Raw genomic sequence first — 22,900 nt, forward strand, 5'->3', positions numbered from 1 at the left:
TGCCATCCGGTGATTTAAAATATGCTCAGGCTTACAGACCTAATCCGCCGATGCAGACATATTTGGTATCGAGATAGTCTTCGATTCCCTGATGTCCGCCTTCTTTGCCAAGACCGGACTCTTTCAGTCCACCAAACGGTGCCTCAACGGTTGAGATCAGTCCTTCATTGACGCCGACGAGACCATATTTCAGCCCTTCCATCACACGGAAAGCGCGGCCGAGATCCTGCGTATAGAAATAGCAGGCAAGGCCGTATTCGGTATTATTGGCCTGTTCGATTACATCTTCTTCGGATTTGAATTTATAGACCGGTGCAACAGGGCCAAAAATTTCTTCTTTGGTGAAGCGCATACGCGGTTTGGCATCGGCAATTACAGTCGGTTCGAAATAGCTGCCGCCCAGTGCGTGGCGCTTACCGCCGGTGACAATGCGGCCGCCTTTTTTGGTCGCATCAGCAATAAATTCTTCAACTTTTTCGACTGCATTCATATCAATCAACGGCCCCTGCTGGGTACCGGAATCCATACCATCGCCGACTTTAAGCTGCTCCACAGCTTCTGTGAATTTTTCAACAAAGCGGCTGTAGATTTTGGACTGTACGAAGAACCGGTTGGTACAAACACAGGTTTGGCCGGAATTGCGGAACTTGGCCGCAATCGCACCGGCAACAGCGCGATCCAGATCAGCATCATCGAAAACGATAAACGGCGCATTGCCACCCAGTTCCATCGAGACTTTTTTGACAGTGCCTGCTGTCTGCTTCATCAGGAGCTTGCCGATTTCAGTCGAGCCGGTGAAGGTCAGTTTGGCAACCTGCGGATTACGGGTCAGTTCGCCCCCGATTTCGCTGGCAGAACCGGTGAGAATATTAACCACACCTGCCGGAATCCCTGCTTCTTCACACAGCACGCCCCATGCCAGACCGGAATAAGGTGTTTGCGTTGCCGGTTTCACCACGACTGTACAGCCCGTTGCCAAAGCAGGACCGATCTTGCGTGCCAACATGGAAGACGGAAAATTCCACGGTGTAATCGCCGCGACAACGCCCACCGGCTCTTTGGTCACCATAATACGGCGATCTGCCCAAGGGGACGGCACCACATCACCATAAACGCGCCGCGCCTCTTCCGCATACCACAGAATATAAGCGGCAGAGCTTGCTACCTCACCTTTGGCTTCCGTGAACGACTTGCCCTGCTCCATAGTCAGAATTTCAGCCAGCGCATCCTGATTGGCCAAAATCAGATCATGCAATTTGCGCATTTTCTGCGAGCGCTCATTGGCTGTGGTTTTGCGCCAGGTTTTAAAAGCTTGCGCTGCAGCTTCAATCGCGCGCGCAGTCTCTGCCTTACCGGATTTTGGTATGGTGCCGATCGCCTTACCGGTCGCCGGATTCATAACATCGATCGTTGCACCGCTATCTGCAGCCACCCACTGACCGCCAATCAGATTAGCCTGTTTGATAAACCGGCTGATATTCGCATTCATAACTTCTCTCCTCACGACAATACATGCAATTACCCTCAAAATTGCATGCTTGTTTCCCGATCAGATCAAGGGCTTTGACAGGGATAATGTCAAGGGATGTGCGCGAAAAAGCACCTCAGCCCCAAACCGCTTGCGCCAGACCAATCCACATTGCCAGCGTAACAGCAGATGCAGCTGTCGCCAGCACCATCGAGGTCGAAGACAGCCCCTGTCCGACGCCGAATCGCGTGGCAATCAGATAAGAATTAACGCCCGACGGCAGCGCCGCAGCTGTAATTGCCACCTTGGCAGTCAAAGGCGGCAGCCCGATCAGCCATGCCATAGCGAAAACCACAGCAGGCATCAGCATCAGTTTGAAAGACGCATTCACACCGGCGGCAATCACATTGCCGGAAATACCGAATTTCTTCAGTCCCATCCCCATGGCAAACAGCGCCAAAGGTCCCGATACATCAGCCAGCATTGAAATCAGTTGCATCGGCAATTGCGGAACCGACAGGCCGGAAAGACGCATCAGCCATCCGGCGAGAATGCCGATAACCAGCGGATTACGCAGCAGAGACGTGATAAATTTAACCGCCGTGTCATAACGGCTGGTTTCACCGCTGATGATCCCGTCTTTGCGCAAAGCCCATTCATTCAGCATCAGCGATGCGGCCATCATCAGAGGCATATGAATGCTGATAATCAGCGAAATAATCACCAGTCCCGCCTCACCGTAAACGCCAAGCATCAACGGCATACCAAGAAAAACCAGATTGGAAAAAGCGCCGGTCACACCGGCAACCACACCTGCCCGCCGGTCACGGCCAAACATGAATCGGATTCCGCAATGCGCAGCAGTCCATGCAACAACGACACCGGTAAAATAGACCAGCCACAATTCCCAAGGATTACTCGACTGAAAATCGGCGGTCATCATTGTACGGAAAAGCAACAACGGCGTAGAGACCACAAATACGAAATCAGCGAGACCGTCTCCGGTCGTATCGCTCAATATCTTCAGCCTCGCAAATATGTAGCCAAGCATAATAATGCTGAAGATAATTGTAATTGTGGCCGCGAGACCCATATTTCACCATACTTATCTGCAAAGCCGCGAAGAAATTATGCTTTAAAGCATTCTTGATTCCTGCGCAGATTTACAAATTTATTGTAAATCGCCAAACTCTTGCTGATTTCTTCATAAATTTGCGCAATATGAAAGATCAGTCAGGGCATATTCTGGAAATTGCACAGCGGTTTTCAGAATATAATATGTGTAAATTGATCCCCGCTTATCAGACAAGCTGTTGCAAAATGGCACAAGCGGAAGATCTTCATATTCTCAGGGTCTTACCCGAAGGGGGAATATATCTTTCCCTTTTGAGCGAAAAACGCTAGACACGCCCTGATTAAACAACGATGCCTGCTGGTTCGGGCCTGATACAAGGATTTTCAAATTGTCCTCAACATTTGACAAAGTAGCTGATATTATTGCTGAAACCAGCGAAATTGACCGCGCTTCCATTACGCCTGAAAGCCATACAATCGACGATCTGGGCATCGACAGCCTCGATTTCCTCGACATCGTTTTCGCAATTGATAAAGCTTTCGGCATCAAGATTCCTCTGGAACAGTGGACTCAGGAAGTGAACGAAGGCAAAGCAGATACTGAAGAATATTTCGTTCTGAAGAATCTCTGCGCAAAAATCGACGAACTCGTCGCTGCCAAACAGGCCTAATTTAAGTTAAATTGACGCGCAGTGTGGAAAACAAACCATACCGCGCGTCTTTTTACAGGCAGTGGCTTATATAATTGTGATTACAATCACAAAACATTGATCGCCGCTTGATGCGGCTTTTGTCATTGATAAGTATGTTTCAGAGATAAATCTGTCCCTGTCATAATTATACCACTGTCAAATCCTGCCTTCGGGTAAGTTACGACCGGAAATCAAGCGAGCAGCTCATGCACAGCAAAAAAGTTCTCATCACCGGCATCGGCCTCATCACCTCTCTGGGTGAAGGCGTGGAAGCCCATTGGTCTGCCCTCACATCAGCAGGGACGCAGCCGAAGCTCGATACAGAGAATTTCGCTCCTTACACAGTTCACCCGTTGGGCGAAGTTGACTGGTCTCAGCAAATTCCGAAGCGCTCCGACCAGCGTCAGATGGAAACATGGCAGCGTCTCGGCACCTATGCGGCAGGTCTTGCCCTGCAGGATGCCGGCATCAAAGAGAATGAGGCGCTTTGCTCCACAATGGATATGATCGTGAGCGCCGGTGGCGGCGAACGCGATATCAGCGTCGACACACAAATTCTCGATGCAGGCCGCGGCAACAATCAACCGGGTCTGATGCTTAACGAAAAGCTTTCCACTGAACTGCGTCCGACGCTGTTTCTGGCGCAGCTTTCCAATCTGCTTGCCGGTAATATTTCGATTGTTCATAAAGTTACCGGATCATCACGCACATTCATGGGTGAAGAAGGCTCCGGCATTTCCGCAGTGGAAACTGCAGCAGCCCGCATCCGTACCGGCCAGAGCACCCATGCGCTCGTGGGCGGTTCTTACAATGCGGAACATTTCGACATGTTGCTCGGCCATGAGCTCGGCGGTTTCCTGAAGTCTGACGGCTGGGCTCCGGTCTGGGCACGTGAAGGCTCGCAGGGCGGCGGTATGATCACCGGTTCCGGCGGCATCTTCCTCGTTCTCGAAGAAGCAGAACATGCTAAAGCCCGTGGTGCCCGCGCCTATGGTGAGATTGCATCTATCTCCAGCGGTCAGATCCGCCGCGGCAAAGAAGACCTTACCGCAGCTGTTTCAGCACTGATTGAAGACAACAGTTTTGTTGTGTCCGGTGCATCCGGTGCCCATCAGTCGACAGCTGCAGAAAAGGCAGCTTTGAGCGCCAAGGGTGCCAGCTATCGCGGCGTATCCGGCCTGTTCGGCCATATGCGTGAAGCACAATTCCCGCTGGCACTTGCACTCGCCGCGCTCAGCGTCTGGAAAGGCGAAGCTTTTGCTCCGCTTTCCGGTGATGAAACCGCACGCAGCGGTGCACTTGACCGCGCCACAGCATTGACCGTCGGAGCCACCCGCTCCGAGGGTGCAGCCATTATTGTAAAAGCCTGATCGGAGGTCTCCATGTCAAAATTTACCGATCATCTCGGCCGTCCTCTCGTTGCCATTACCGGTGCCGGCGTTGTTTCCCCGCTGGGAACCGGCAAGGAAGATAACTGGAATGCCCTGACCGGTGGTCAGTCCGGCATTCACGAAATCAACCGTTTCCCGACTGAAAATCTCAAGACCCGCATCGCCGGTACAGTAGATTTCCTGCCGGAAAGCACAATCGGCGCATCAGCGCTGTCTGAAAAACTGGCACGTCTCGCCGGTGAAGAAGCGATTGCGCAGTCCGGCCTGTCGGTCACAGATTTCGGCGGCCCGCTGTTTCTGGCAGCGCCACCGGTTGAATTAGACTGGAAAAGCCGCTTTGCATTGGACGCACTGGTGAAAAATCAGGGTGAACCAAGCTATCAGCTGCTGCTGGAAGCCTGCCGCAACAATCCGCGCATGGATGAATTCAATACCACTCAGTTCGGCTATATTGCCGAGCGTCTGGCAGATATCTTCGGTACACGCGGCCTGCCGGTGACGATGTCCACCGCTTGCGCATCGGGTGCGACCGCTATTCAGTCCGGCGTTGAAGCCATTCGCCGTGGTGAAAGCGACCGCGTTCTTGCCATCGGCACAGATGGTTCTGTTTCCGCTGAAGCACTGATCCGCTTCTCGCTGCTTTCCGCTCTGTCCACGCAGAATGACCAGCCGCACAAGGCTTCCAAGCCATTCAGCAAAGACCGTGACGGTTTTGCTATGGCTGAAGGTTCCGGCGCTCTGGTGATGGAATCGCTGGAAAGCGCTATTGCCCGTGGTGCAAAAATTCTCGGTATTCTCAAAGGCTGCGGCGAAAAGGCGGATGATTTCCACCGCACCCGTTCCAGCCCCGACGCTTCACCGGCTATCGCCACTGTGCGTGCGGCCTTGGATGATGCAGGCCTGACCATCGACGATATCAGCTATGTCAACGCACATGGCACATCGACACCGGAAAACGACAAGATGGAGTATCACACTCTGTCCTCCGTCTTCGGTGAACGCATCAGCTCAATTCCGGTCTCGTCCAACAAGTCGATGATCGGTCATACGCTGACGGCTGCCGGTGCGATTGAAGCCGTGTTCTCGCTGCTGACCATTCAGACAGGCACACTGCCGCCGACCATCAATTACGACAATCCTGATCCGGCAATCGCGCTTGACGTGGTGCCAAATGTAAAACGGGATGCCAATGTCACTGCCATTCTGTCGAACTCTTTCGGCTTTGGCGGTCAGAATGCCAGCCTCGTGGTTGCAGCGCCGCATTAAGCGGTTTTGCGCTCCCCGATCAGGCACTCAAAATTTAATAAGGATAGAACTCAAACATGCGCGCATTACAGCTCCTCGATGACCGCCGCTTGGAAATCACCGACATTCCGGCTCCTGAAAAGCCGGGCTTTGGTGAAGTTACCGTCAATATCAAAGCGGTTGCCCTCAACCATATCGACGTATGGGGCTGGCGGGGCATGGCTTTTGCCAAGCGCAAAATGCCGCTGGTCATCGGTGCAGAAGCATCGGGCGTTGTCACCGCAATCGGCGAAGGCGTATCCAATGTACTGCCGGGTCAGCTGGTGTCGATCTACGGCGCCCGCACCTGTGGCCTGTGTAAAGCCTGTCGCGAAGGCCGCGACAATCTTTGCGAACATGTTTCCGGCGTTCACGGTTTCCACCTTGACGGTTTCGCCTGTGAAGCTGTTAATCTGCCTGCGCGTCTGCTGGTCGCAGCACCTCCGGGTGTTGATGCAATCGGTGCCGCTGTTGCTCCGGTGACATTCGGTACGGTTGAACACATGCTGTTCGACAATGCCAAGCTGCAGCCGGGTGAAAGCATCCTCATTCAGGCTGGTGGTTCCGGCATTGGTACCGCTGCGATTCAGCTGGCCAAGAGAATGGGTTGCACCGTTTACACCACGGTCGGTTCCAATGATAAAATCGAAAAAGCCAAAGCACTTGGTGCAGATCATGTGATCAACTACCGTGAAGACCGCTTTGAAGGCGTGATGCGCAAGCTCACCAAGAAAAAAGGCGTCGACGTGGTATTCGAACATGTTGGTGCCGATACATGGGCTGGCTCCATGCTGTCGCTGAAGCGCGGCGGCCGTCTGGTCACTTGCGGCTCCACATCCGGTGTTTCAACAAGCATGAACCTGATGATGCTGTTCCAGCAGCAGCTCAAACTGCTCGGCTCCTTCGGTTGCCGCATGGAAAACATGGCCGATGCTATGCAGAAAATGGCACAGGGTCAGGTCTCTCCGGTGATTGATACTGTGGTTGGTTTTGATCAGATCGACACTGTTTTGAAGCGCATGGAAAGCCGTGACGTCTTCGGCAAAATCATTCTGACAATTGACTGATCCTCAATTTATCAATGTAGATTATCTTGCAGCGCCCTGTGTTTTGATGCACAGGACGCTGTAACTTTTTAAAGCGAAAGCTCTCTTGATGTTCAAACTGAAACTCCTTGCGTTCAAATATTGGCAGAAGCTGAAAGTTGCCAATTACTGGCTGTGGGCGCAGGCAGTCTTCATTTTGCTGGCTCTGCTTCGTTTGCTGCCTGCCAAAGCCGCCATCCGGTTTTCCGCTTGGGTTGCACGCAAAATCGGCCCGCTGTCGTCGCGTCATAAAGTGGCAACGCGCAATCTCGCCAATGCCTATCCGGAAAAATCTCCTCAGGAGATTGAAGAAATCGCGCTGGAAATGTGGGACAGCATGGCGCGTCTGCTGGCCGAATATGTATTTCTCGATGCGATCTTCGATTTTGATCCGGACGCCAAAGAAAAAGGCCTGATTGAAGTCGAGGGTGAAGAAATTTTCCGCCGCCTGCTCGATGAGAAAAAGCCGCATATTTTCTTCACCGCCCATACCGGCAATTTTGAACTGCTGCCGATTTGCGCCGCAACTTTTGGCCTCAATGTTACCGCGCTGTTCCGTCCGCCGAATAATCCGTTTATCGCACGCAAAGTTCTGAAAGCACGCCGTACCAATATGGGGCATCTGGTACCATCCAAAGCCGGTGCTGCATGGTCGCTGGCTGCCGTGCTGGGGCAAGATGACAATGTGGGCATGCTGGTTGATCAGAAATTCGCCCGTGGCGTGCCAAGCACATTCTTTAATCAGCCGGTTAAGACCAATCCGCTTTTGGCCAAACTCGCCCGTCAATATGATTGCGATGTGTATCCGGCACGTTGTATCCGCCTGCCCGGTGGCCGCTATCGTCTGGAATTGTCAGAACGCATGGAACTACCGCGTGATGCAAATGGTCAGGTTGATATTGCCGCCACAGCTCAGTTACTCAATGATACGGTTGAGGGCTGGGTGCGCGAATATCCGGGGCAATGGATGTGGTTCCACAAACGCTGGGGCTAATCTGTACTGTTTTAACAGGCGCGGCTTCACGTAAACTTGTATGCTGACGCCGGACATGCTAACCGCCTGCAAACGGAACAGAGCCTCGCTCAAGGCTTAGAAATAAGGATCTCCTCATGTCCCGCCCGATTATCATTGCACCTTCCATTCTCGCTTCTGACTTTTCCAAGCTTGGTCAGGAAATCAAAGATGTTGTGACTGCCGGTGCAGACTGGATTCATATCGACGTGATGGACGGCCATTTCGTACCGAACATCACTTTTGGTCCGGATGTGGTAAAGGCAATCCGCCCGCATACAGACGCAGTGTTTGACACCCATCTGATGATTGCACCTTGTGATCCTTATCTCGAAGCTTTTGCCAAGGCCGGTTCGGATATCATCACCATTCACGCAGAATCTGGCCCTCACCTGCACCGCTCGCTGCAGGCAATCCGCAACCTCGGCAAAAAAGCCGGTGTTGCCATCAATCCGGGCACGCCTGCTTCGGTGCTGGAAAATGTGATTGATGACGTTGATCTCATTCTGGCAATGACCGTCAATCCGGGCTTTGGCGGTCAGAAATTCATCACCTCCATGCTGCCGAAAATTGCGCAGCTCAATGCGCTGATCGGCAACCGCCCGATTGATTTGCAGATTGACGGTGGTGTCACGGCAGAGAATGCCGGTGCTGCGGCCAAAGCCGGTGCCAATTCTCTGGTGGCCGGTTCCTCCATTTATAAAGCCGGTAATCTTGAAGGTTACCGCACCAATGTCGAGGCTATCCGCAAGGCTGCGGAACAAGGCCGCGCATGAGATTGCCATTAACAGGCGGATAGCAGTATCCGCCTGATGTTTTTTAAACAGCCGGATAACCGGCTCTCCCGTCTAATACACTTTAGGAAACGCACATGATCCCGCGCTATTCCCGCCCTGAAATGGTTGCCATCTGGTCGCCGGAAACCAAGTTCCGCATCTGGTTTGAGATTGAAGCTCACGCTTGTGATGCGCTGGCTGAAATCGGCGTTATCCCGAAAGAATCCGCAAAAACCATTTGGGAAAAAGGCGGTGCGGCCAAGTTTGATGTTGCCCGTATTGATGAGATCGAAGCAGTCACCAAACATGACGTGATCGCATTCCTCACCCATCTCGCTGAATTTGTCGGTCCTGACAGCCGCTTCATCCATCAGGGCATGACTTCGTCGGACGTTCTCGACACCTGCTTCAACGTACAGCTGATGCGCGCAAGCGACCTGCTGCTCGCTGATCTCGACAAGCTGCTGGCAGCGCTGAAAACCCGCGCTTACGAGCACAAAGACACCATCACCATCGGCCGCAGCCATGGTATCCACGCTGAACCGATCACTTTCGGCGTTAAAATGGCACTGGCTTATGCTGAATTCGAACGCTGCCGCGCCCGTCTGGTTGCAGCCCGTGAAGAAATCGCGACCTGCGCTATCTCCGGTGCGGTCGGCACATTCGCCAATATCGACCCGCGCGTTGAAGAACATGTTGCTAAATCGCTCGGCATGAAAGCCGAGCCGGTTTCCACACAGGTTATCCCACGTGACCGTCATGCGATGTATTTCTCGGTTCTGGCGGTTATCGCTTCTTCTGTTGAGCGTCTGGCTGTTGAAATCCGTCATCTGCAGCGTACAGAAGTGCTGGAAGCGGAAGAGTATTTCTCACCGGGTCAGAAGGGCTCGTCGGCAATGCCGCATAAGCGCAACCCTGTACTGACAGAAAATCTGACCGGTCTTGCCCGCATGGTTCGCTCCATGGCGCTGCCTGCAATGGAAAACGTGGCTCTGTGGCATGAGCGCGATATTTCGCACTCCTCCGTTGAGCGTATGATCGGCCCGGATGCGACTGTAACTCTGGACTTCGCCCTCGCCCGTCTGACCAGCGTGATTGAAAAGCTGCTTGTTTATCCTGAAAACATGATGAACAACCTGAACAAGTTCCGCGGTCTGGTGCATTCACAGCGCGTATTGCTGGCTCTCACTCAGGCTGGCGTATCCCGTGAAGATTCCTACCGCCTCGTTCAGCGCAATGCGATGAAGGTATGGGAACAGGGCAAAGACTTCCTCGAAGAACTGCTGGCCGATGCGGAAGTCCGCGCAGCACTCTCCGAAGAGCAGATCCGCGAGAAATTCGACCTCGGCTATCATACCAAACACGTTGATACGATTTTCAACCGCGTGTTTAACACGCAAAAGTAAGAATGCGTGTTTAAATAATCGAGCTTATATTCAAGCAATTAAAAGCCCCGCCTGAGATTTTCAGGCGGGGCTTTTTTACTTTTATACTTTGTTGACGCGGATCTCATTCCCCCACGGATCATCAATAACACGGGTTTTTACGTCCCGCGTATCATTGATCTGCACAAAAGACAGACCGCTGCGGTCAAGATCACGTTTACCGGCGCCAGCACTCTGCCAGATATTATTGGCAATGTGGTGATGATAACCGCCGGAAGACAAAAATACCGCCTTTGAGCCGTATTTTGCGACTGTATCGAATGCCAGTTCATCATGCCACCAGTCATCCGCAGGCTGAATTTGCCCGACACGCAAATGCACATGGCCGACAACAGTGCCTTCCGGCGCTTTCGTCCATTCAGACGGTGCATTGTTCAACTCCTGCAAAAGACCATTCACGTCCATTGCATCGGTCACCATATGCACCTGATCGCCGTTCCACTGCCATGTATCCGGTGCGCGATCGGTGTAAATCTCAATACCATTCCCATCGGGGTCGGTCAGATATACCGCTTCACTCACCGCATGGTCGGATGCACCGGCAACCGGCAGCTGTTTATCAATCGCGCGTCTGATCCAGCGCGCCAGATCAGCGCGTTCAGGCAACAGAAAGGCGGTGTGAAACAGACCGGCACTGCGCGGATCTTCCGGTTTCAAAGCCGAAGACTGTTCGATTTCCAGCAATTCCCGTCCGCCTGCGCCAAGAACAATCGAAGAGCCGCGACGTGCCATTTCACGCAAGCCGACAATTTCCTCATAGTATTGCGCCAGCGTTTCAGCATCGCGTGATTTCAGACCGACGCGTTCAACATAGGCAGGACGTGTAACTGCAAACGGTAATTTGCTCATAATTCTTATTCCTATTCCTGTAGCCGCCTGGAAATAATTGCCAGCAATAACAGGGTAGCGGTTACTTTCAGATAACCTATAAATCGCTCGCCGCCGGATAAGTTGCAATACACAGAGCTGCAAACACGCTGTTCATATTTTAAGATACAATGGCCGGATTAAACACAAAACTGTCCACTGAGATTAAACAGTCTGCACATGGTCTTTAAATCAGCCCCCTGAAGAATAATATAAAAGACAACAAAAATTGCGCTTTATCTAAAGCTGAGATGCGCAGAACCAATATTGAATAAACGCTTCAGGCAGAGTAAATCAGGCATATGAAAGTTAAAGACGCAGACATCCTCATTATCCCCGGTTACACCAATTCCGGCCCTGACCACTGGCAGACACGCTGGGAGAATAAACTCTCCACCGCCCGACGCGTGCAGCAGGCCGAATGGTCAAAGCCTGTTCGCGAAGACTGGGTTGCCTCTCTCATCAAACATGTTGAGGAAGCCACCAAACCGGTCGTACTCGTCGCCCACTCTCTTGGTGTGCCAACAGCTGTGCATGCTATTCCGCACATCAAAGACAAGGTTGCCGGTGGCTTTTTCGTTGCGCCACCGGATGTGCTGGATGAAACGATTCGTCCTAAACATCTGATGACTTTCGGCCCCTATCCGCGCGAACGTCTGCCATTTCCGGCCATCACCATTGCCAGCCGCAATGATCCGTTCTCAAAATTTGAGTCGGCGGAAGATATTGCGAATGCATGGGGCTCGCTGCTGATTGATGCCGGTGAAGCCGGTCACATCAACACAGAATCCGGACATGGCCCATGGCCTGAAGGTACCATGGTCTTCACCCAGTTTCTGTCCAAGCTCTGAAAGAAAAAGCCGCTTAAAAGCGGCTTTTATATTATTCATCCCATGCTTTCAGCATCGCCGATGCACCGGCAGCCAGATAGCCCCGATCCGAGGCCAGCGTTATGAAACGGAAGCCCAGAGCATTATACCGTTTGGCAAATGCGCTGTTGGGAGCATAAATACCAGCCAGCTTGTTGCTTGCAGCAGCCTTTTGCGCAATCCGTGTCAGCGGCTCAACAATATCCTCGGAAAGCGGGTTAGCTTCACGACCATTGCTCCATGCAATTGAGAAATCCGCAGGCCCGACAAACACACCATCAATTCCGCGCACGGCCAGAATATCATCCAGCGCCTCATAGGCTGCACGGGTCTCAATCATCGCAAAACTCAATGTTTCCTGATTGACCGTGAGCAAATATTCATTGGAACCGGCCTGCCCGTAGCTGATATCACTGCGCAGCGGTCCCCATGAGCGCTCACCAACCGGCGGATATTTCATGGCAGCGGCAAAGGCTTGCGCATCCTCAACGGAATTGATCATCGGGGCAATCACCGCATTGGCTCCGAAATCCAGAGCGCGGCTGGCCGTATCAAAGCGACCGACAGGAATACGCACGATAGCAGGCTTGCCGGCAGCTTTTATCGTACCGACACCCTGACAGATGCTGACCTCCGTATGCGAACCATGCTGCATATCCATCGTCACCGCATCAAAGCCCAGAGTGCTGATATTTTCCAGCAAAAGCGGATCAGAGATAGTACTCCATGCAGAACGAACCGTTTCACCGGAGCGCAAACGGGTGGCCAAAGAGTGTGATATTGTCATGAATGCACCTGTATGTGTCTTATATTTCAGAATGTTCCCGACGGACACCTTAGAGCGCAATGAAAAAGGCGTCTATGCGCTTCACAGTAAACATCAAATAAAAAGCCGCACGGAGCATTCCGTGCGGCTTTTCAGAAATTCTATAGAGGCTGATTATTCAGCGCTGATCTGCTTGACAGCTTCCTCAAGAAAATCAAGCAGTTGCGCACGCAATTCAGCATCGCTGACATTCACGGATGCGGCACTGAAATCAGCAGTAATTTTGCGGATAACATCCTCGTCACCGGCTTCTTCAAAATCTGCACGCACCACTTCACCGGCATAGGCCTGTGCGTCTTCTCCGGTTTTGCCGAGTTTTTCAGCAGCCCAGAGACCAAGCATTTTATTGCGACGGGCAATCGCGCGGAACCGCAAATCTTCGTCATGGGCAAATTTGTTTTCGAATGTATTGCGACGTTCGTCCATTCCGCTCATAGGTCCCTCACATCTCAGTTAGTCGGTTTATTCTTGATCTGTATTATACGCCGCCCGCAACAAAATCACAGTATAATGCGTGGCTGCTTTAGGCATATAGGGTTCGCATAATGGCACAACCAGAGGCTGCGCACAGAAAAAGCATAAAACAATCGCTGAAAAACAGCATAGCGGCATAAAGGATGATTGTTAAAAGTTATCATTTGCGCTAGGGAACGCAGACATTGCGGCTGCAGTGGCCGCTTCCTGAAACATCGGGATGAGACGAGACGTCTCAAAACGGTCTCAGCAAACCCCAGAGGTTCCTAAACCCCATGAATCGACGCCGCCGTATTTACGAGGGCAAGGCCAAGATCCTTTACGAAGGACCGGAGCCAGGCACTCTCATTCAGTTTTTCAAAGATGATGCCACCGCCTTCAATGCCAAAAAGCATGAAGTGATTGATGGCAAGGGAGTGCTGAACAACCGCATTTCCGAATACATCTTTACGCAGTTGAACAAGATCGGCATTCCGACCCACTTCATCCGCCGCGTCAACATGCGCGAGCAGCTGATTAAAGAAGTCGAGATCATTCCGCTTGAAGTCGTAGTGCGCAATGTTGCCGCCGGCTCACTGGCCAAGCGTCTGGGGATTGAAGAAGGCACTGTTCTGCCGCGCTCAATCATCGAATTCTACTACAAAGCCGATGCGCTCGATGACCCGATGGTCTCCGAAGAGCATATCACTGCATTTGGCTGGGCAAGCCCTGCGGAACTCGATGATATTATGGCTCTTGCCATCCGTATCAATGACTTCCTCACCGGCCTGTTCCTCGGTGTCGGCATTCAGCTGGTCGATTTCAAAATCGAATGCGGCCGTCTGTTCGAAGGCGACATGATGCGCGTGGTTCTGGCTGATGAAATTTCGCCGGACTCAGCCCGCCTCTGGGATGTTGCCACCAATGAGAAAATGGACAAAGACCGTTTCCGCCGTGATATGGGTGGTCTGGTTGAGGCCTATCAGGAAGTGGCACGCCGTCTCGGCATTATCAACGAGAACGAGCCGCCGCGCCCGACCGGCCCGACACTGGTTAAATAACGTCATTTCAGCCCGGGAAGTCTGCCGCTTTCCGGGCTGTGTCTTTCAGGCAGTATTTCCGCGTTGCGGAGACTGTACATTCCCTCTTCTAAAATACAGGATAACAAAGTGATTAAGGCACGCGTCACCGTCACACTGAAAAACGGCGTTCTCGACCCTCAGGGTAAAGCCATTGTCGGCGCTCTCGGCAGCCTCGGCTTTGATGGCGTCAATTCTGTACGTCAGGGCAAGGTTTTTGATGTTGTTCTTGAAACTGCGGACAAAACAAAGGCTGAAGCCGAGCTGAAAGCCATGTGCGAAAAGCTTCTCGCCAATACCGTTATTGAAGATTACAGCTTCGACATCGCCTGATCTCTTTCTTTTAGTGTCATCTGACATCATATTATGAAGAGTAGTTAAAGCAGTTGCAGGAAAAGCGGAAACCGCCTTTACGGGCAATCAGATTACCGGCAGTTCGCCGGCTGATGGTTTTCTGCTCCGATCCGTCCGCTACTGCGTTGGATTAAAAGAAAGTAATCTGCATTATGAAATCAGCAGTTATCCTTCTTCCCGGCCTGAACCGCGACCGCGATATGATTGCCGCACTGACGAAAATCGGTGGCAAATCTCCGCAGACCGTGTGGCAGACCGACACAGAAATTCCTGATGTTGACCTGATCGTTATTCCGGGCGGCTTTTCCTACGGCGACTATCTGCGCTGCGGTGCGATTGCTGCACGTATGCCTGTTATGCAGGCATTGCGCAAAAAGGCAGAAGCCGGTGTGCGCGTCATCGGTGTCTGCAACGGCTTCCAGATCCTGCTCGAAGCAGGCCTTCTGCCGGGCGCACTGATGCGCAATACTTCGCTGAAATTCGTTTGCCGCGAAGTAAAGCTCGAAATTGCCAACAACCAGACAGCGTTCACACGTGGCTATGAACAGGGTCAGATCATTCGCAGCCCTGTTGCCCATCATGACGGCAATTATTTTGCTGAAAGCGATGTTCTGAAATCGATCGAAGATAATGGTCAGGTTGTGTTCCGTTATGCGGAAGGCACCAACCCGAACGGTTCAGTCAATGACATTGCCGGTATTACCAATGCACAAGGCAACGTGCTCGGCATGATGCCGCATCCGGAAAATCTGATCGAACAGGCACATGGCGGCACCGACGGCCGTGCGCTGTTTGCATCGGCGCTGGATCGTCTGGCTTCCTAAATCAGGTTATGCCCGCTTTGCGCAATAACGCGGCGCGGGCATTTCCTTTTACAGCAGCATGGCCTGCAAACAGCAAAACGGGAGGAAGTACTATGAAGCTCTATAATAAGCCTTTATCACCCTACTGCGCCTTTATCCGCATTATTGCTGAGGTCAAAGACCTGCCGCTGAAACTGATTGATGCACCTGCCGGACCACCGCTGCCGGAGAGCTTCCGTGAAATCTCCCCGATGCGCCGCATTCCTGTGCTCGTCACCGGTTCCGGTGAAACTCTGTTCGAAGCCTCTGTGATCGCAGAATATCTGGAAGAGCGTTTCCCTGAAAAACCGATGCTGCCGGCCGATCCGAAAGACCGTGCGCAGATTCGCATCATCATGCGTCTGCTCGATCTGGATGTGCTGCCGTCCATCATCCCTGTTTTGCTGGCAGGTCCTGCCAATCCGCTTCCTGCGGATAAAGCAGAAAAAGTCTTCAATCATGTGCGTCATGCGCTGAAAACTGTTGAAGACCGTATTTCTTCCGGCCCATATGCCTTGGGTGAGCATGTGACACTGGCAGATGCATGGCTTGCACCGACACGTTATCTTCTGGAAAGCCTGCGTCGTTTTCCGGGCTTTGAGGCCATTCTGGAAGATTGCCCGAATATCGAAGGCTACAAAACCAATGCGGAAGGTATTCCTGAAATCGCTGCCGTTTTAGGCGAGATGCAGGATGCCCGCAAAGCTCTGGCGAAAGCTAGCTAAGGCATTTCACAGTCAAGTTGAAACAACTTGGACGTCCGTGATAATGCGACCACTAAAAAATTTAGAGTGAGCACTATGATCCAATCCCGGTGCAAACCGCTCTAAAACCTGAAAACGCAAAGCCTGATGAGAAACCACCAGGCTTTGCAAATACTGAAATTCCATACCCATCATTCCCCTTGCGGAGCTCAGTCTTTTATGAAATTGGCGCATATAATTGTAATGGCTTTGTCCGCAGTTGTTTTAAGCGGATGTCTCGCGTCCAAAAAATCTCCGCCTCCCGCATCGGGCAATGTCAGTCATACAGCCTTGGCAACCATGGAGCGCGTGGCGCTCGGCGCAAGGCAGTGCTGGTTTAAATCCGGCGACCCTCAGTTTCGCCAATATACGCTGGCGCCGGAACTGGTTTCCTACACCGGGCGCCCCAGAATTCTCGTAGTCCCTGCAAAGAACCCGAATGACCGGCCTTTGTTGGTAGTGCAGGCTGAAGGCAATCCGGGACGGATGGAGCGTTTCGGCCCGTTAATGCAAAGCCCTCTTTCCGAACGCATCGAGCGCGATACAGCGCGCTGGGCTTCCGGACAAAAAAGCTGCTAAAAACTTCATAAGCATCAAACCTATCACATATCCGAGCTTCGGCTCATAGATCAAAGAAGACAGCGACACCGATATGGACAGCAAAAAGTCAATCCGTAATGATTACCCGATCACACCGGAACTGATTGCCTCACACGGCCTCAAGCCCGACGAATACCAGCGCATTCTTGACCTGATCGGTCGTGAGCCAAGCTTTACGGAGCTGGGTATTTTCTCGGCAATGTGGAACGAACATTGCTCGTATAAATCTTCCAAGAAATGGCTGCGCACCCTGCCGACCTCAGGCCCGCGCGTTATTCAGGGCCCGGGTGAAAATGCCGGTGTTGTCGATATTGATGACGGCGATTGCGTTGTTTTCAAAATGGAAAGCCACAACCACCCGTCTTATATCGAGCCATATCAGGGCGCTGCTACCGGCGTTGGCGGTATTTTGCGTGACGTGTTCACCATGGGTGCACGTCCGGTTGCAGCCATGAATGCTCTGCGCTTCGGTGAGCCAGACCATCCGAAGACCCGCCACCTCGTTTCCGGCGTTGTTTCCGGCGTTGGCGGTTACGGCAATGCTTTCGGCGTACCGACAGTTGGTGGTGAAGTTGAATTTGATGCCCGTTACAACGGCAACATTCTCGTCAACGCTTTTGCAGCCGGTCTCGCAAAATCCGATGCGATTTTCTACTCCAAGGCTGAAGGCGTTGGCCTGCCGGTTGTTTATCTCGGTGCCAAAACCGGTCGTGACGGCGTTGGCGGTGCGACAATGGCATCGGCTGAATTTGATGAATCGATTGATGAAAAGCGCCCGACTGTTCAGGTTGGCGATCCATTCACTGAAAAATGCCTGCTCGAAGCCTGCCTTGAGCTGATGGCTTCCGGTGCGGTTATTGCAATTCAGGATATGGGCGCTGCCGGTCTCACCTGCTCCGCTGTTGAAATGGGCGCTAAAGGCGATCTCGGCATTGAGCTGAACCTCGACACCGTACCGGTGCGCGAAGAGCAAATGTCTGCCTATGAAATGATGCTCTCGGAAAGTCAGGAACGCATGCTGATGGTGCTGCGTCCTGAACAGGAAGCAGAAGCACAGGCCATTTTCAAAAAATGGGGCCTGGATTTTGCAATCGTTGGTAAAACCACCGATGACCTGCGTTTCCGTGTCTTCCATCAGGGTGAACAGGTTGCCGATCTGCCGATCAAGGAACTCGGTGATGAGGCTCCGGAATATGATCGTCCGTGGACACCAGCCGTTGCACCAAAAGCGCTGGCTGCCGATGATGTACCGGCGGCCGATATCGCTGACAGCCTGATCAAGCTGCTCAACTCTGCCAATGGTTCATCCCGCCGCTGGGTCTATGAGCAATATGACACGCTGATTCAGGGCAACTCCCTGCAATTGCCGGGTGGCGATGCCGGTGTGATCCGCGTTGACGGCCACGAAACCAAAGCTCTGGCTTTCTCTTCCGACGTAACGCCGCGTTATGTGGAAGCAGATCCGTTTGAAGGCGGCAAGCAGGCCGTAGCCGAGTGCTGGCGTAACCTGACAGCAACCGGTGCAACACCGCTTGCTTCGACCGACAACCTCAATTTCGGTAATCCTGAGCGTCCTGAAATCATGAGCCAGCTGGTTCATGCGATCAAGGGTATCGGCGAAGCCTGCCGCGTGCTGGAATTCCCGATCGTTTCCGGCAACGTATCGCTCTACAACGAAACCAATGGTCAGGGCATTCTGCCGACACCGACCATCGGCGGCGTTGGTCTGATCAAAGACTGGTCGAAAATGGCACGCATCCGTTTTGCGGGTGAAGGCGAAGCCATTCTGCTCGCAGGCGCACCGGAAGGCTGGGGTACACATATCGCCCAGTCCGCCTATATGCGTGACGTTCACAACCGCATCGACGGCCCTGCTCCGCATGTTGATCTGGCACATGAAAAAGCGACCGGTGACTTCGTTCGCGGCCTGATCGAAGACGGTCTGGTGACAGCTGTTCACGACTGCTCATCAGGCGGTCTGGCGCAGGCTGTCGCTGAAATGGCTATCAAAGGCGAAATCGGCGCAACCATCAATGAACCAGCGGCACATAATCCGGTTCTCACCTTCTTCGGTGAAGATCAGGGACGTTATGTGCTGACCGTGACCGAAGCCAATTTGGCACAGGTACAGAGCCGCGCAGAAAAAGCCGGTATTGCAGCACCATTCATCGGTCGCACCGGTGGTAAGTCTGTTATCCTCGGTTCAGCAAAGCCTGTATCTGTTGAACAGTTGCATCAGGCCTATGAATCATGGTTCCCTGACTATATGAACGGCGAAATCTGATACTAAAGCATGGCGCAGCTAAATGGTTTCATTTAGCGTTCGCGAACATGCGACAATGAAAAGAATCTGGAGCGATCGCTATCAGTTCCATTAAACGCGACACGCTCTAGATTTTAATACCCGTTAATAACGGAGCCTGCGTCTTGAAACACCGAGACGCAGGCTCCAGTTTAAGAAGAGTATCCCCAAAAGCTTAAAACAGGTTTTGGACAAGATGCTAAAACAAAAAAACAGAGCTGGTGCGACGGAACAGATCGGTCGCGGCACACTCTGATCAGAAAAAATGCTCTCGGAGGATTTTAATATGGCTATGGCACCTGGTGATATTGAAGACATGATCAAGGCAGGCATTCCCGGCGCTGTTGTCAGCATCCGCGACCTTGCCGGAGACGGTGATCATTACGCTGCCGAAGTCGTAGCGGAAGCCTTTCGCGGTAAAACCCGCGTTCAGCAGCATCAGATGGTTTATGACGCCCTCGGCGGCAATATGGGCGGCGTGTTGCACGCATTGGCATTGCAGACCCGCGCACCGGAATAATAATTCACTGAGCCTGCGTGCAAAAACATGCAATCAGGCTCACAAAACACCCTGCGGCAACAGGCGTTCTGGAAGATGGTTCCCGCATCGCTTAAAAAGCAGCCGATATTTAAAGCATTTCCAGCAAAAGCGGGAACCGGTTTTGCGTCAGGAAATGCGTTAAAACAAAGAAATAGAGCATTTCCTCTGATACAATCAAAACCGGAAATGCTCTAAAGCCTAACTCTGGCGGAATTTGTCCCGCCGGCAATGAAAGGACACCCTCATGAGCGGCATCACTGCGCTTATCGATAATGAAGTCAAAAACAACGATGTCGTGCTTTTCATGAAAGGCACACCGGATTTCCCGCAATGCGGTTTCTCCGGTCAGGTTGTTCAGGTGCTGGATTATATCGGCGTCGACTATAAAGGCATCAATGTTCTGGCTTCCGACGAAATCCGTCAGGGCATCAAGGAATATTCCAACTGGCCGACCATTCCTCAGCTTTACGTAAAAGGTGAGTTTATCGGCGGTTGTGATATCGTGCGTGAAATGTTCCAGGCCGGTGAATTGCAGGCTCTCCTGACAGAAAAAGGCATTGCCACAAAGGCAGCCTGATTCACATCAAAGATCTCACGAATATGTGATTACTAAAAAACGGCAGATCTTCTGCCGTTTTTTTTCATTTAAACTATTAAATAAAAATTATCATTCCGGCCAGATTGCGCTCTGCGCAAATCCCTATATGTTGGAATATACCGGCCTGTAAAACTGCTTCGCCAGAAATTTGAGCGCAATATCTCACGAATGCGGCGGAAAGTTTTTCCGGTATCAATGTTTTCAAACAGTATTTATCTGCGGTGCCGCCTGCATAAGGCTGCGTTGAATTGCTGCGATAAATGCCTCCCTGATATTTCAGGTACAAGATTGCGGACGCCCCTGTAACCGTTTTGAGGCTGCACGGCTTTCGCCCTTTATAGCTCGGCAGATACCGGACTGTTTCTGCCAGTGTGCTAGTCAAAACACCCCTGTTCCATAAGCAATCCGCTTTTCAGCCGGTTTGCGGAACATCGCTTCAGTATCCGGCCACAGACACGTCAAGAGCAGATAGTGTCATTATCAGTCTGCCGGTTGCTGATCCGCAATAGATTTATCCGACCGCATTTCCGGCCGGACAAGGCATGTAAAAGATGAAAAGTGAACTTCCTGCAGATGCGGTATCTGCATCCGGCAAGCAAACCTCTGACGGATTTAAATTATCCAAGGTCGAGTTTATTGCTCTTATCGCGGCACTGATGGCAATCAATGCGCTGGCTATTGATGTCATGCTGCCTGCTTTGGCTGAAATCGGCAATTCTCTCGGCGTTCTGACACCGAACCATCACCAATATGTCGTTACAGTATACCTGTTCGGCTTTGCAGTCTCACAGCTGTTTTATGGCCCGATCAGTGATCGTTTTGGCCGTAAGAAGCCACTTCTGATCGGCATCGGCATTTATGTGGTCACCTCGCTGGCCTGTGTCTGGGTGCCAGAATTCAACACATTGCTGGTTTTGCGATTCCTGCAGGGGATCGGTGCGGCGGCTACACGCGTCATGACTGTCTCGATTGTTCGTGACCGCTATTCCGGCCGTGCTATGGCTGAAATCATGTCGCTGGCTATGATGGTCTTCATGATTGTTCCGGTGATTGCACCGGCGACCGGTGAAGTCATTCTGATCTTCTCCGAATGGCACATGATCTTCGGCTTTATGGCTTTATTTGCCTGTGTGATCGGTTTCTGGGCCTATTCCCGTATGCCGGAAACTCTGGCACCGGAAAACCGCCGTCCTTTCACAGCCAAATCCATTATCAGCGGCTTCGGCATTGTTATCGGTAACCGCGTGGCATTCTGCTACACGCTGGCCGCATCTTTTATGCTTGGCTCGCTATTCGGCTTCATCAACTCTGCCCAGCAGATTTATGTCGGCATTTATGATCTGGGGCGTGGCTTTCCGGTGGCATTTGCTGCCGTTGCCGCCTTCATGGCACTGTCTGCCTTCCTGAACTCACGGATGGTCGGGCGTTTCGGCATGCGGCGGATTTCGCAGGTATTGCTGATTACATTTATCAGCCTCAGCCTGCTGTTGTTCCTGCTGTCAGTGTTTTTTGAAGGGCCGGTACCATTCCCGATTTATATCGTGATCTTTGCACTGATCATGTTCTGCTTCGGCTCTATCGGTGGTAACTTCAATGCTTTGGCAATGGAGCCGCTTGGTCAGGTTGCCGGTACGGCTTCTTCCGTTCTCGGCTTTGTACAGTCGCTGACCGGTGCAGCCATCGGTATGCTGATCGGCCAGTCTTTCAACGGCACAACTGTACCGATGGCGCTTGGCTATTTCATCGTCGGCGCCATTGCGATGGTGTTTGTGCTGATTGCGGAACAAGGCAAACTGTTCCGTGCGGTTTCTCCTTCACCGCAGCATGTGATTGAGAAATGATACAAATAAAAAAAAGCCCGCTCTTCAGCGGGCTTTTTTAATATCTTCGATTACTTCTGCCACAGCGTCTGCTTTATCGCCTGCCAGCTATCTGCATCCGGCGCGATAATCAAACCACCATCCACATGACCCGGCTTATAGGCACTGCCATCAAGCCGCGCCGTATAACCACCGGCTTCCTGATGGATCAGGTTACCCGGCAGATGATCCCAAGGCATCAGCTTGTTATAAACCGCGAAATGCGCAGAACCGGTGGCAATCACGCGATATTCATGCGCCGCACAGCGATAGCCGAGATGCGAGAGAAACTTCGCCTGATTACCCGCGACCAGCGTGCGATCTGGTTCCGGCAGATATTGCCAAGATACACAACCGGTCATTTCCTTGAGCGCCGGAGCATCAGCAACACGCACTTTATGTTCACTGCCATCGGCACGACGGATATAGCTGCCCGCCCCCTTAACACCGATCAGCCAGTCACGCCCCATCGGATCATAGATAATACCGGCAACAGTTTCGCCTTTGATATTAACGGAGAGCATGACACCAAACAGCGGCACACCGGATGCGAAATTGAATGTGCCATCCACCGGATCAATGGTGAAAGCCAGATCCGCAGAGTTAAGACCATTCAACAGTGCCGGATTTTCACTGCAGGCTTCTTCGCCTACGATCATAGCACCGGCAAAGCGCTCACGCAGAGCAGCGGTGATCACCTTTTCCGAATTGACATCGGCCTCAGTCAGCAGATCAGCAGA

The 22,900-nt window shown here is 52.2% G+C and carries 24 protein-coding genes; 17 read left to right on the forward strand and 7 right to left on the reverse strand.

Annotated elements, in window-relative coordinates; all coding sequences use genetic code 11:
• Window positions 1–31: 31 nt before the first annotated feature.
• On the reverse strand, window positions 32–1,489 hold the full coding sequence (locus HBA93_RS15175) for an NAD-dependent succinate-semialdehyde dehydrogenase (protein WP_221723802.1): 1,458 nt from the start codon (window positions 1,487–1,489) through the stop codon (window positions 32–34).
• A 115-nt stretch (window positions 1,490–1,604) separates the two neighbouring features.
• Window positions 1,605–2,561, reverse strand: a complete 957-nt coding sequence (locus HBA93_RS15180) for an AEC family transporter (RefSeq protein ID WP_221723803.1) — start codon at window positions 2,559–2,561, stop codon at window positions 1,605–1,607.
• Window positions 2,562–2,931: 370 nt separating this feature from the next.
• On the opposite strand from HBA93_RS15180, the gene HBA93_RS15185 reads away from it, so the two are divergent.
• From HBA93_RS15185 to purB, 7 genes are all read left to right on the forward strand, one after another.
• A complete protein-coding gene (locus HBA93_RS15185) occupies window positions 2,932–3,213 on the forward strand; it encodes an acyl carrier protein (RefSeq protein WP_022711508.1) in 282 nt (93 codons plus the stop codon).
• A 227-nt stretch (window positions 3,214–3,440) separates the two neighbouring features.
• Window positions 3,441–4,604 (forward strand): beta-ketoacyl-ACP synthase, encoded by a 1,164-nt coding sequence (locus tag HBA93_RS15190; RefSeq protein WP_221723804.1) that lies wholly within the window; start codon window positions 3,441–3,443, stop codon window positions 4,602–4,604.
• 12 nt (window positions 4,605–4,616) lie between these two features.
• Complete coding sequence (locus tag HBA93_RS15195) at window positions 4,617–5,891, forward strand: beta-ketoacyl-ACP synthase (RefSeq protein WP_221720254.1); 1,275 nt, start codon at window positions 4,617–4,619, stop codon at window positions 5,889–5,891.
• Between the two features lie 56 nt (window positions 5,892–5,947).
• Window positions 5,948–6,976 (forward strand): zinc-binding dehydrogenase, encoded by a 1,029-nt coding sequence (locus HBA93_RS15200; protein ID WP_121993381.1) that lies wholly within the window; start codon window positions 5,948–5,950, stop codon window positions 6,974–6,976.
• An 85-nt stretch (window positions 6,977–7,061) separates the two neighbouring features.
• Window positions 7,062–7,988 (forward strand): lipid A biosynthesis lauroyl acyltransferase, encoded by a 927-nt coding sequence (locus tag HBA93_RS15205; protein ID WP_221723805.1) that lies wholly within the window; start codon window positions 7,062–7,064, stop codon window positions 7,986–7,988.
• 116 nt (window positions 7,989–8,104) lie between these two features.
• The gene (gene rpe / locus HBA93_RS15210) at window positions 8,105–8,782 is read left to right on the forward strand and encodes a ribulose-phosphate 3-epimerase (protein WP_221723806.1); all 678 of its coding nucleotides are present in this window, start codon (window positions 8,105–8,107) and stop codon (window positions 8,780–8,782) included.
• Between the two features lie 95 nt (window positions 8,783–8,877).
• The gene (purB, locus tag HBA93_RS15215; RefSeq protein WP_221723807.1) at window positions 8,878–10,188 is read left to right on the forward strand and encodes an adenylosuccinate lyase; all 1,311 of its coding nucleotides are present in this window, start codon (window positions 8,878–8,880) and stop codon (window positions 10,186–10,188) included.
• 81 nt (window positions 10,189–10,269) lie between these two features.
• On the opposite strand, the gene HBA93_RS15220 is transcribed toward purB, so the two are convergent.
• Window positions 10,270–11,124, reverse strand: a complete 855-nt coding sequence (locus tag HBA93_RS15220; protein WP_502910125.1) for a VOC family protein — start codon at window positions 11,122–11,124, stop codon at window positions 10,270–10,272.
• 272 nt (window positions 11,125–11,396) lie between these two features.
• On the opposite strand from HBA93_RS15220, the gene HBA93_RS15225 reads away from it, so the two are divergent.
• Window positions 11,397–11,945: an RBBP9/YdeN family alpha/beta hydrolase gene (locus HBA93_RS15225; RefSeq protein WP_121993375.1), complete on the forward strand. Its 549-nt coding sequence runs from the start codon at window positions 11,397–11,399 to the stop codon at window positions 11,943–11,945.
• Window positions 11,946–11,976: 31 nt separating this feature from the next.
• Here the strand turns inward: HBA93_RS15225 and HBA93_RS15230 are convergent, their stop codons facing one another.
• Window positions 11,977–12,744, reverse strand: a complete 768-nt coding sequence (locus tag HBA93_RS15230; protein WP_221723820.1) for an HpcH/HpaI aldolase family protein — start codon at window positions 12,742–12,744, stop codon at window positions 11,977–11,979.
• A 159-nt stretch (window positions 12,745–12,903) separates the two neighbouring features.
• Window positions 12,904–13,224: a DUF1476 domain-containing protein gene (locus HBA93_RS15235; RefSeq protein ID WP_121993373.1), complete on the reverse strand. Its 321-nt coding sequence runs from the start codon at window positions 13,222–13,224 to the stop codon at window positions 12,904–12,906.
• A 314-nt stretch (window positions 13,225–13,538) separates the two neighbouring features.
• Between HBA93_RS15235 and purC the strand changes: the two genes are divergently transcribed.
• From purC to grxD, 8 genes are all read left to right on the forward strand, one after another.
• Entirely contained in the window at window positions 13,539–14,303 is a 765-nt protein-coding gene (gene purC, locus HBA93_RS15240; protein WP_022711521.1) for a phosphoribosylaminoimidazolesuccinocarboxamide synthase, read from the forward strand.
• A gap of 108 nt (window positions 14,304–14,411) precedes the next feature.
• Window positions 14,412–14,654 carry a phosphoribosylformylglycinamidine synthase subunit PurS gene (purS, locus tag HBA93_RS15245; RefSeq protein WP_121993372.1) on the forward strand — a complete coding sequence of 81 codons (243 nt, stop codon included), beginning with the start codon at window positions 14,412–14,414 and terminating at the stop codon, window positions 14,652–14,654.
• A gap of 173 nt (window positions 14,655–14,827) precedes the next feature.
• Entirely contained in the window at window positions 14,828–15,499 is a 672-nt protein-coding gene (gene purQ / locus HBA93_RS15250; protein WP_221723809.1) for a phosphoribosylformylglycinamidine synthase subunit PurQ, read from the forward strand.
• A 92-nt stretch (window positions 15,500–15,591) separates the two neighbouring features.
• On the forward strand, window positions 15,592–16,242 hold the full coding sequence (locus HBA93_RS15255; protein ID WP_221723810.1) for a glutathione S-transferase family protein: 651 nt from the start codon (window positions 15,592–15,594) through the stop codon (window positions 16,240–16,242).
• A gap of 198 nt (window positions 16,243–16,440) precedes the next feature.
• The gene (locus HBA93_RS15260; RefSeq protein ID WP_221723811.1) at window positions 16,441–16,839 is read left to right on the forward strand and encodes a hypothetical protein; all 399 of its coding nucleotides are present in this window, start codon (window positions 16,441–16,443) and stop codon (window positions 16,837–16,839) included.
• Window positions 16,840–16,912: 73 nt separating this feature from the next.
• Entirely contained in the window at window positions 16,913–19,144 is a 2,232-nt protein-coding gene (purL, locus tag HBA93_RS15265; RefSeq protein WP_221723812.1) for a phosphoribosylformylglycinamidine synthase subunit PurL, read from the forward strand.
• Between the two features lie 304 nt (window positions 19,145–19,448).
• Window positions 19,449–19,682, forward strand: coding sequence for a BolA/IbaG family iron-sulfur metabolism protein (locus tag HBA93_RS15270; RefSeq protein WP_022711527.1), 234 nt, complete (start codon window positions 19,449–19,451; stop codon window positions 19,680–19,682).
• Between the two features lie 265 nt (window positions 19,683–19,947).
• Complete coding sequence (gene grxD / locus HBA93_RS15275; RefSeq protein WP_022711528.1) at window positions 19,948–20,280, forward strand: Grx4 family monothiol glutaredoxin; 333 nt, start codon at window positions 19,948–19,950, stop codon at window positions 20,278–20,280.
• A 76-nt stretch (window positions 20,281–20,356) separates the two neighbouring features.
• On the opposite strand, the gene HBA93_RS15280 is transcribed toward grxD, so the two are convergent.
• On the reverse strand, window positions 20,357–20,587 hold the full coding sequence (locus HBA93_RS15280; RefSeq protein ID WP_121993367.1) for a hypothetical protein: 231 nt from the start codon (window positions 20,585–20,587) through the stop codon (window positions 20,357–20,359).
• A gap of 265 nt (window positions 20,588–20,852) precedes the next feature.
• On the opposite strand from HBA93_RS15280, the gene HBA93_RS15285 reads away from it, so the two are divergent.
• Window positions 20,853–22,142 (forward strand): multidrug effflux MFS transporter, encoded by a 1,290-nt coding sequence (locus HBA93_RS15285; protein ID WP_121993366.1) that lies wholly within the window; start codon window positions 20,853–20,855, stop codon window positions 22,140–22,142.
• 50 nt (window positions 22,143–22,192) lie between these two features.
• On the opposite strand, the gene HBA93_RS15290 is transcribed toward HBA93_RS15285, so the two are convergent.
• Window positions 22,193–22,900: inositol monophosphatase family protein (locus HBA93_RS15290; protein ID WP_221723813.1), on the reverse strand; the 708-nt coding region annotated here is incomplete at its 5' end.

Origin of the sequence: Ochrobactrum sp. SFR4 (assembly GCF_019730395.1) — a bacterium.
Taxonomy (GTDB): Bacteria; Pseudomonadota; Alphaproteobacteria; order Rhizobiales; family Rhizobiaceae; genus Pseudochrobactrum.

Coding starts and splice junctions, on each gene's coding strand:
- HBA93_RS15180 (WP_221723803.1), bottom strand. CDS start 2,561: ATGGGTCTCGCGGCCACAATTACAATTATCTTCAGCATTATTATGCTT.
- HBA93_RS15175 (WP_221723802.1), bottom strand. CDS start 1,489: ATGAATGCGAATATCAGCCGGTTTATCAAACAGGCTAATCTGATTGGC.
- grxD (WP_022711528.1), top strand. CDS start 19,948: ATGAGCGGCATCACTGCGCTTATCGATAATGAAGTCAAAAACAACGAT.
- HBA93_RS15190 (WP_221723804.1), top strand. CDS start 3,441: ATGCACAGCAAAAAAGTTCTCATCACCGGCATCGGCCTCATCACCTCT.
- HBA93_RS15270 (WP_022711527.1), top strand. CDS start 19,449: ATGGCTATGGCACCTGGTGATATTGAAGACATGATCAAGGCAGGCATT.
- HBA93_RS15195 (WP_221720254.1), top strand. CDS start 4,617: ATGTCAAAATTTACCGATCATCTCGGCCGTCCTCTCGTTGCCATTACC.
- purC (WP_022711521.1), top strand. CDS start 13,539: ATGAATCGACGCCGCCGTATTTACGAGGGCAAGGCCAAGATCCTTTAC.
- HBA93_RS15260 (WP_221723811.1), top strand. CDS start 16,441: ATGAAATTGGCGCATATAATTGTAATGGCTTTGTCCGCAGTTGTTTTA.
- HBA93_RS15285 (WP_121993366.1), top strand. CDS start 20,853: ATGAAAAGTGAACTTCCTGCAGATGCGGTATCTGCATCCGGCAAGCAA.
- HBA93_RS15235 (WP_121993373.1), bottom strand. CDS start 13,224: ATGAGCGGAATGGACGAACGTCGCAATACATTCGAAAACAAATTTGCC.
- purL (WP_221723812.1), top strand. CDS start 16,913: ATGGACAGCAAAAAGTCAATCCGTAATGATTACCCGATCACACCGGAA.
- purQ (WP_221723809.1), top strand. CDS start 14,828: ATGAAATCAGCAGTTATCCTTCTTCCCGGCCTGAACCGCGACCGCGAT.
- HBA93_RS15255 (WP_221723810.1), top strand. CDS start 15,592: ATGAAGCTCTATAATAAGCCTTTATCACCCTACTGCGCCTTTATCCGC.
- purB (WP_221723807.1), top strand. CDS start 8,878: ATGATCCCGCGCTATTCCCGCCCTGAAATGGTTGCCATCTGGTCGCCG.
- rpe (WP_221723806.1), top strand. CDS start 8,105: ATGTCCCGCCCGATTATCATTGCACCTTCCATTCTCGCTTCTGACTTT.
- HBA93_RS15200 (WP_121993381.1), top strand. CDS start 5,948: ATGCGCGCATTACAGCTCCTCGATGACCGCCGCTTGGAAATCACCGAC.
- HBA93_RS15225 (WP_121993375.1), top strand. CDS start 11,397: ATGAAAGTTAAAGACGCAGACATCCTCATTATCCCCGGTTACACCAAT.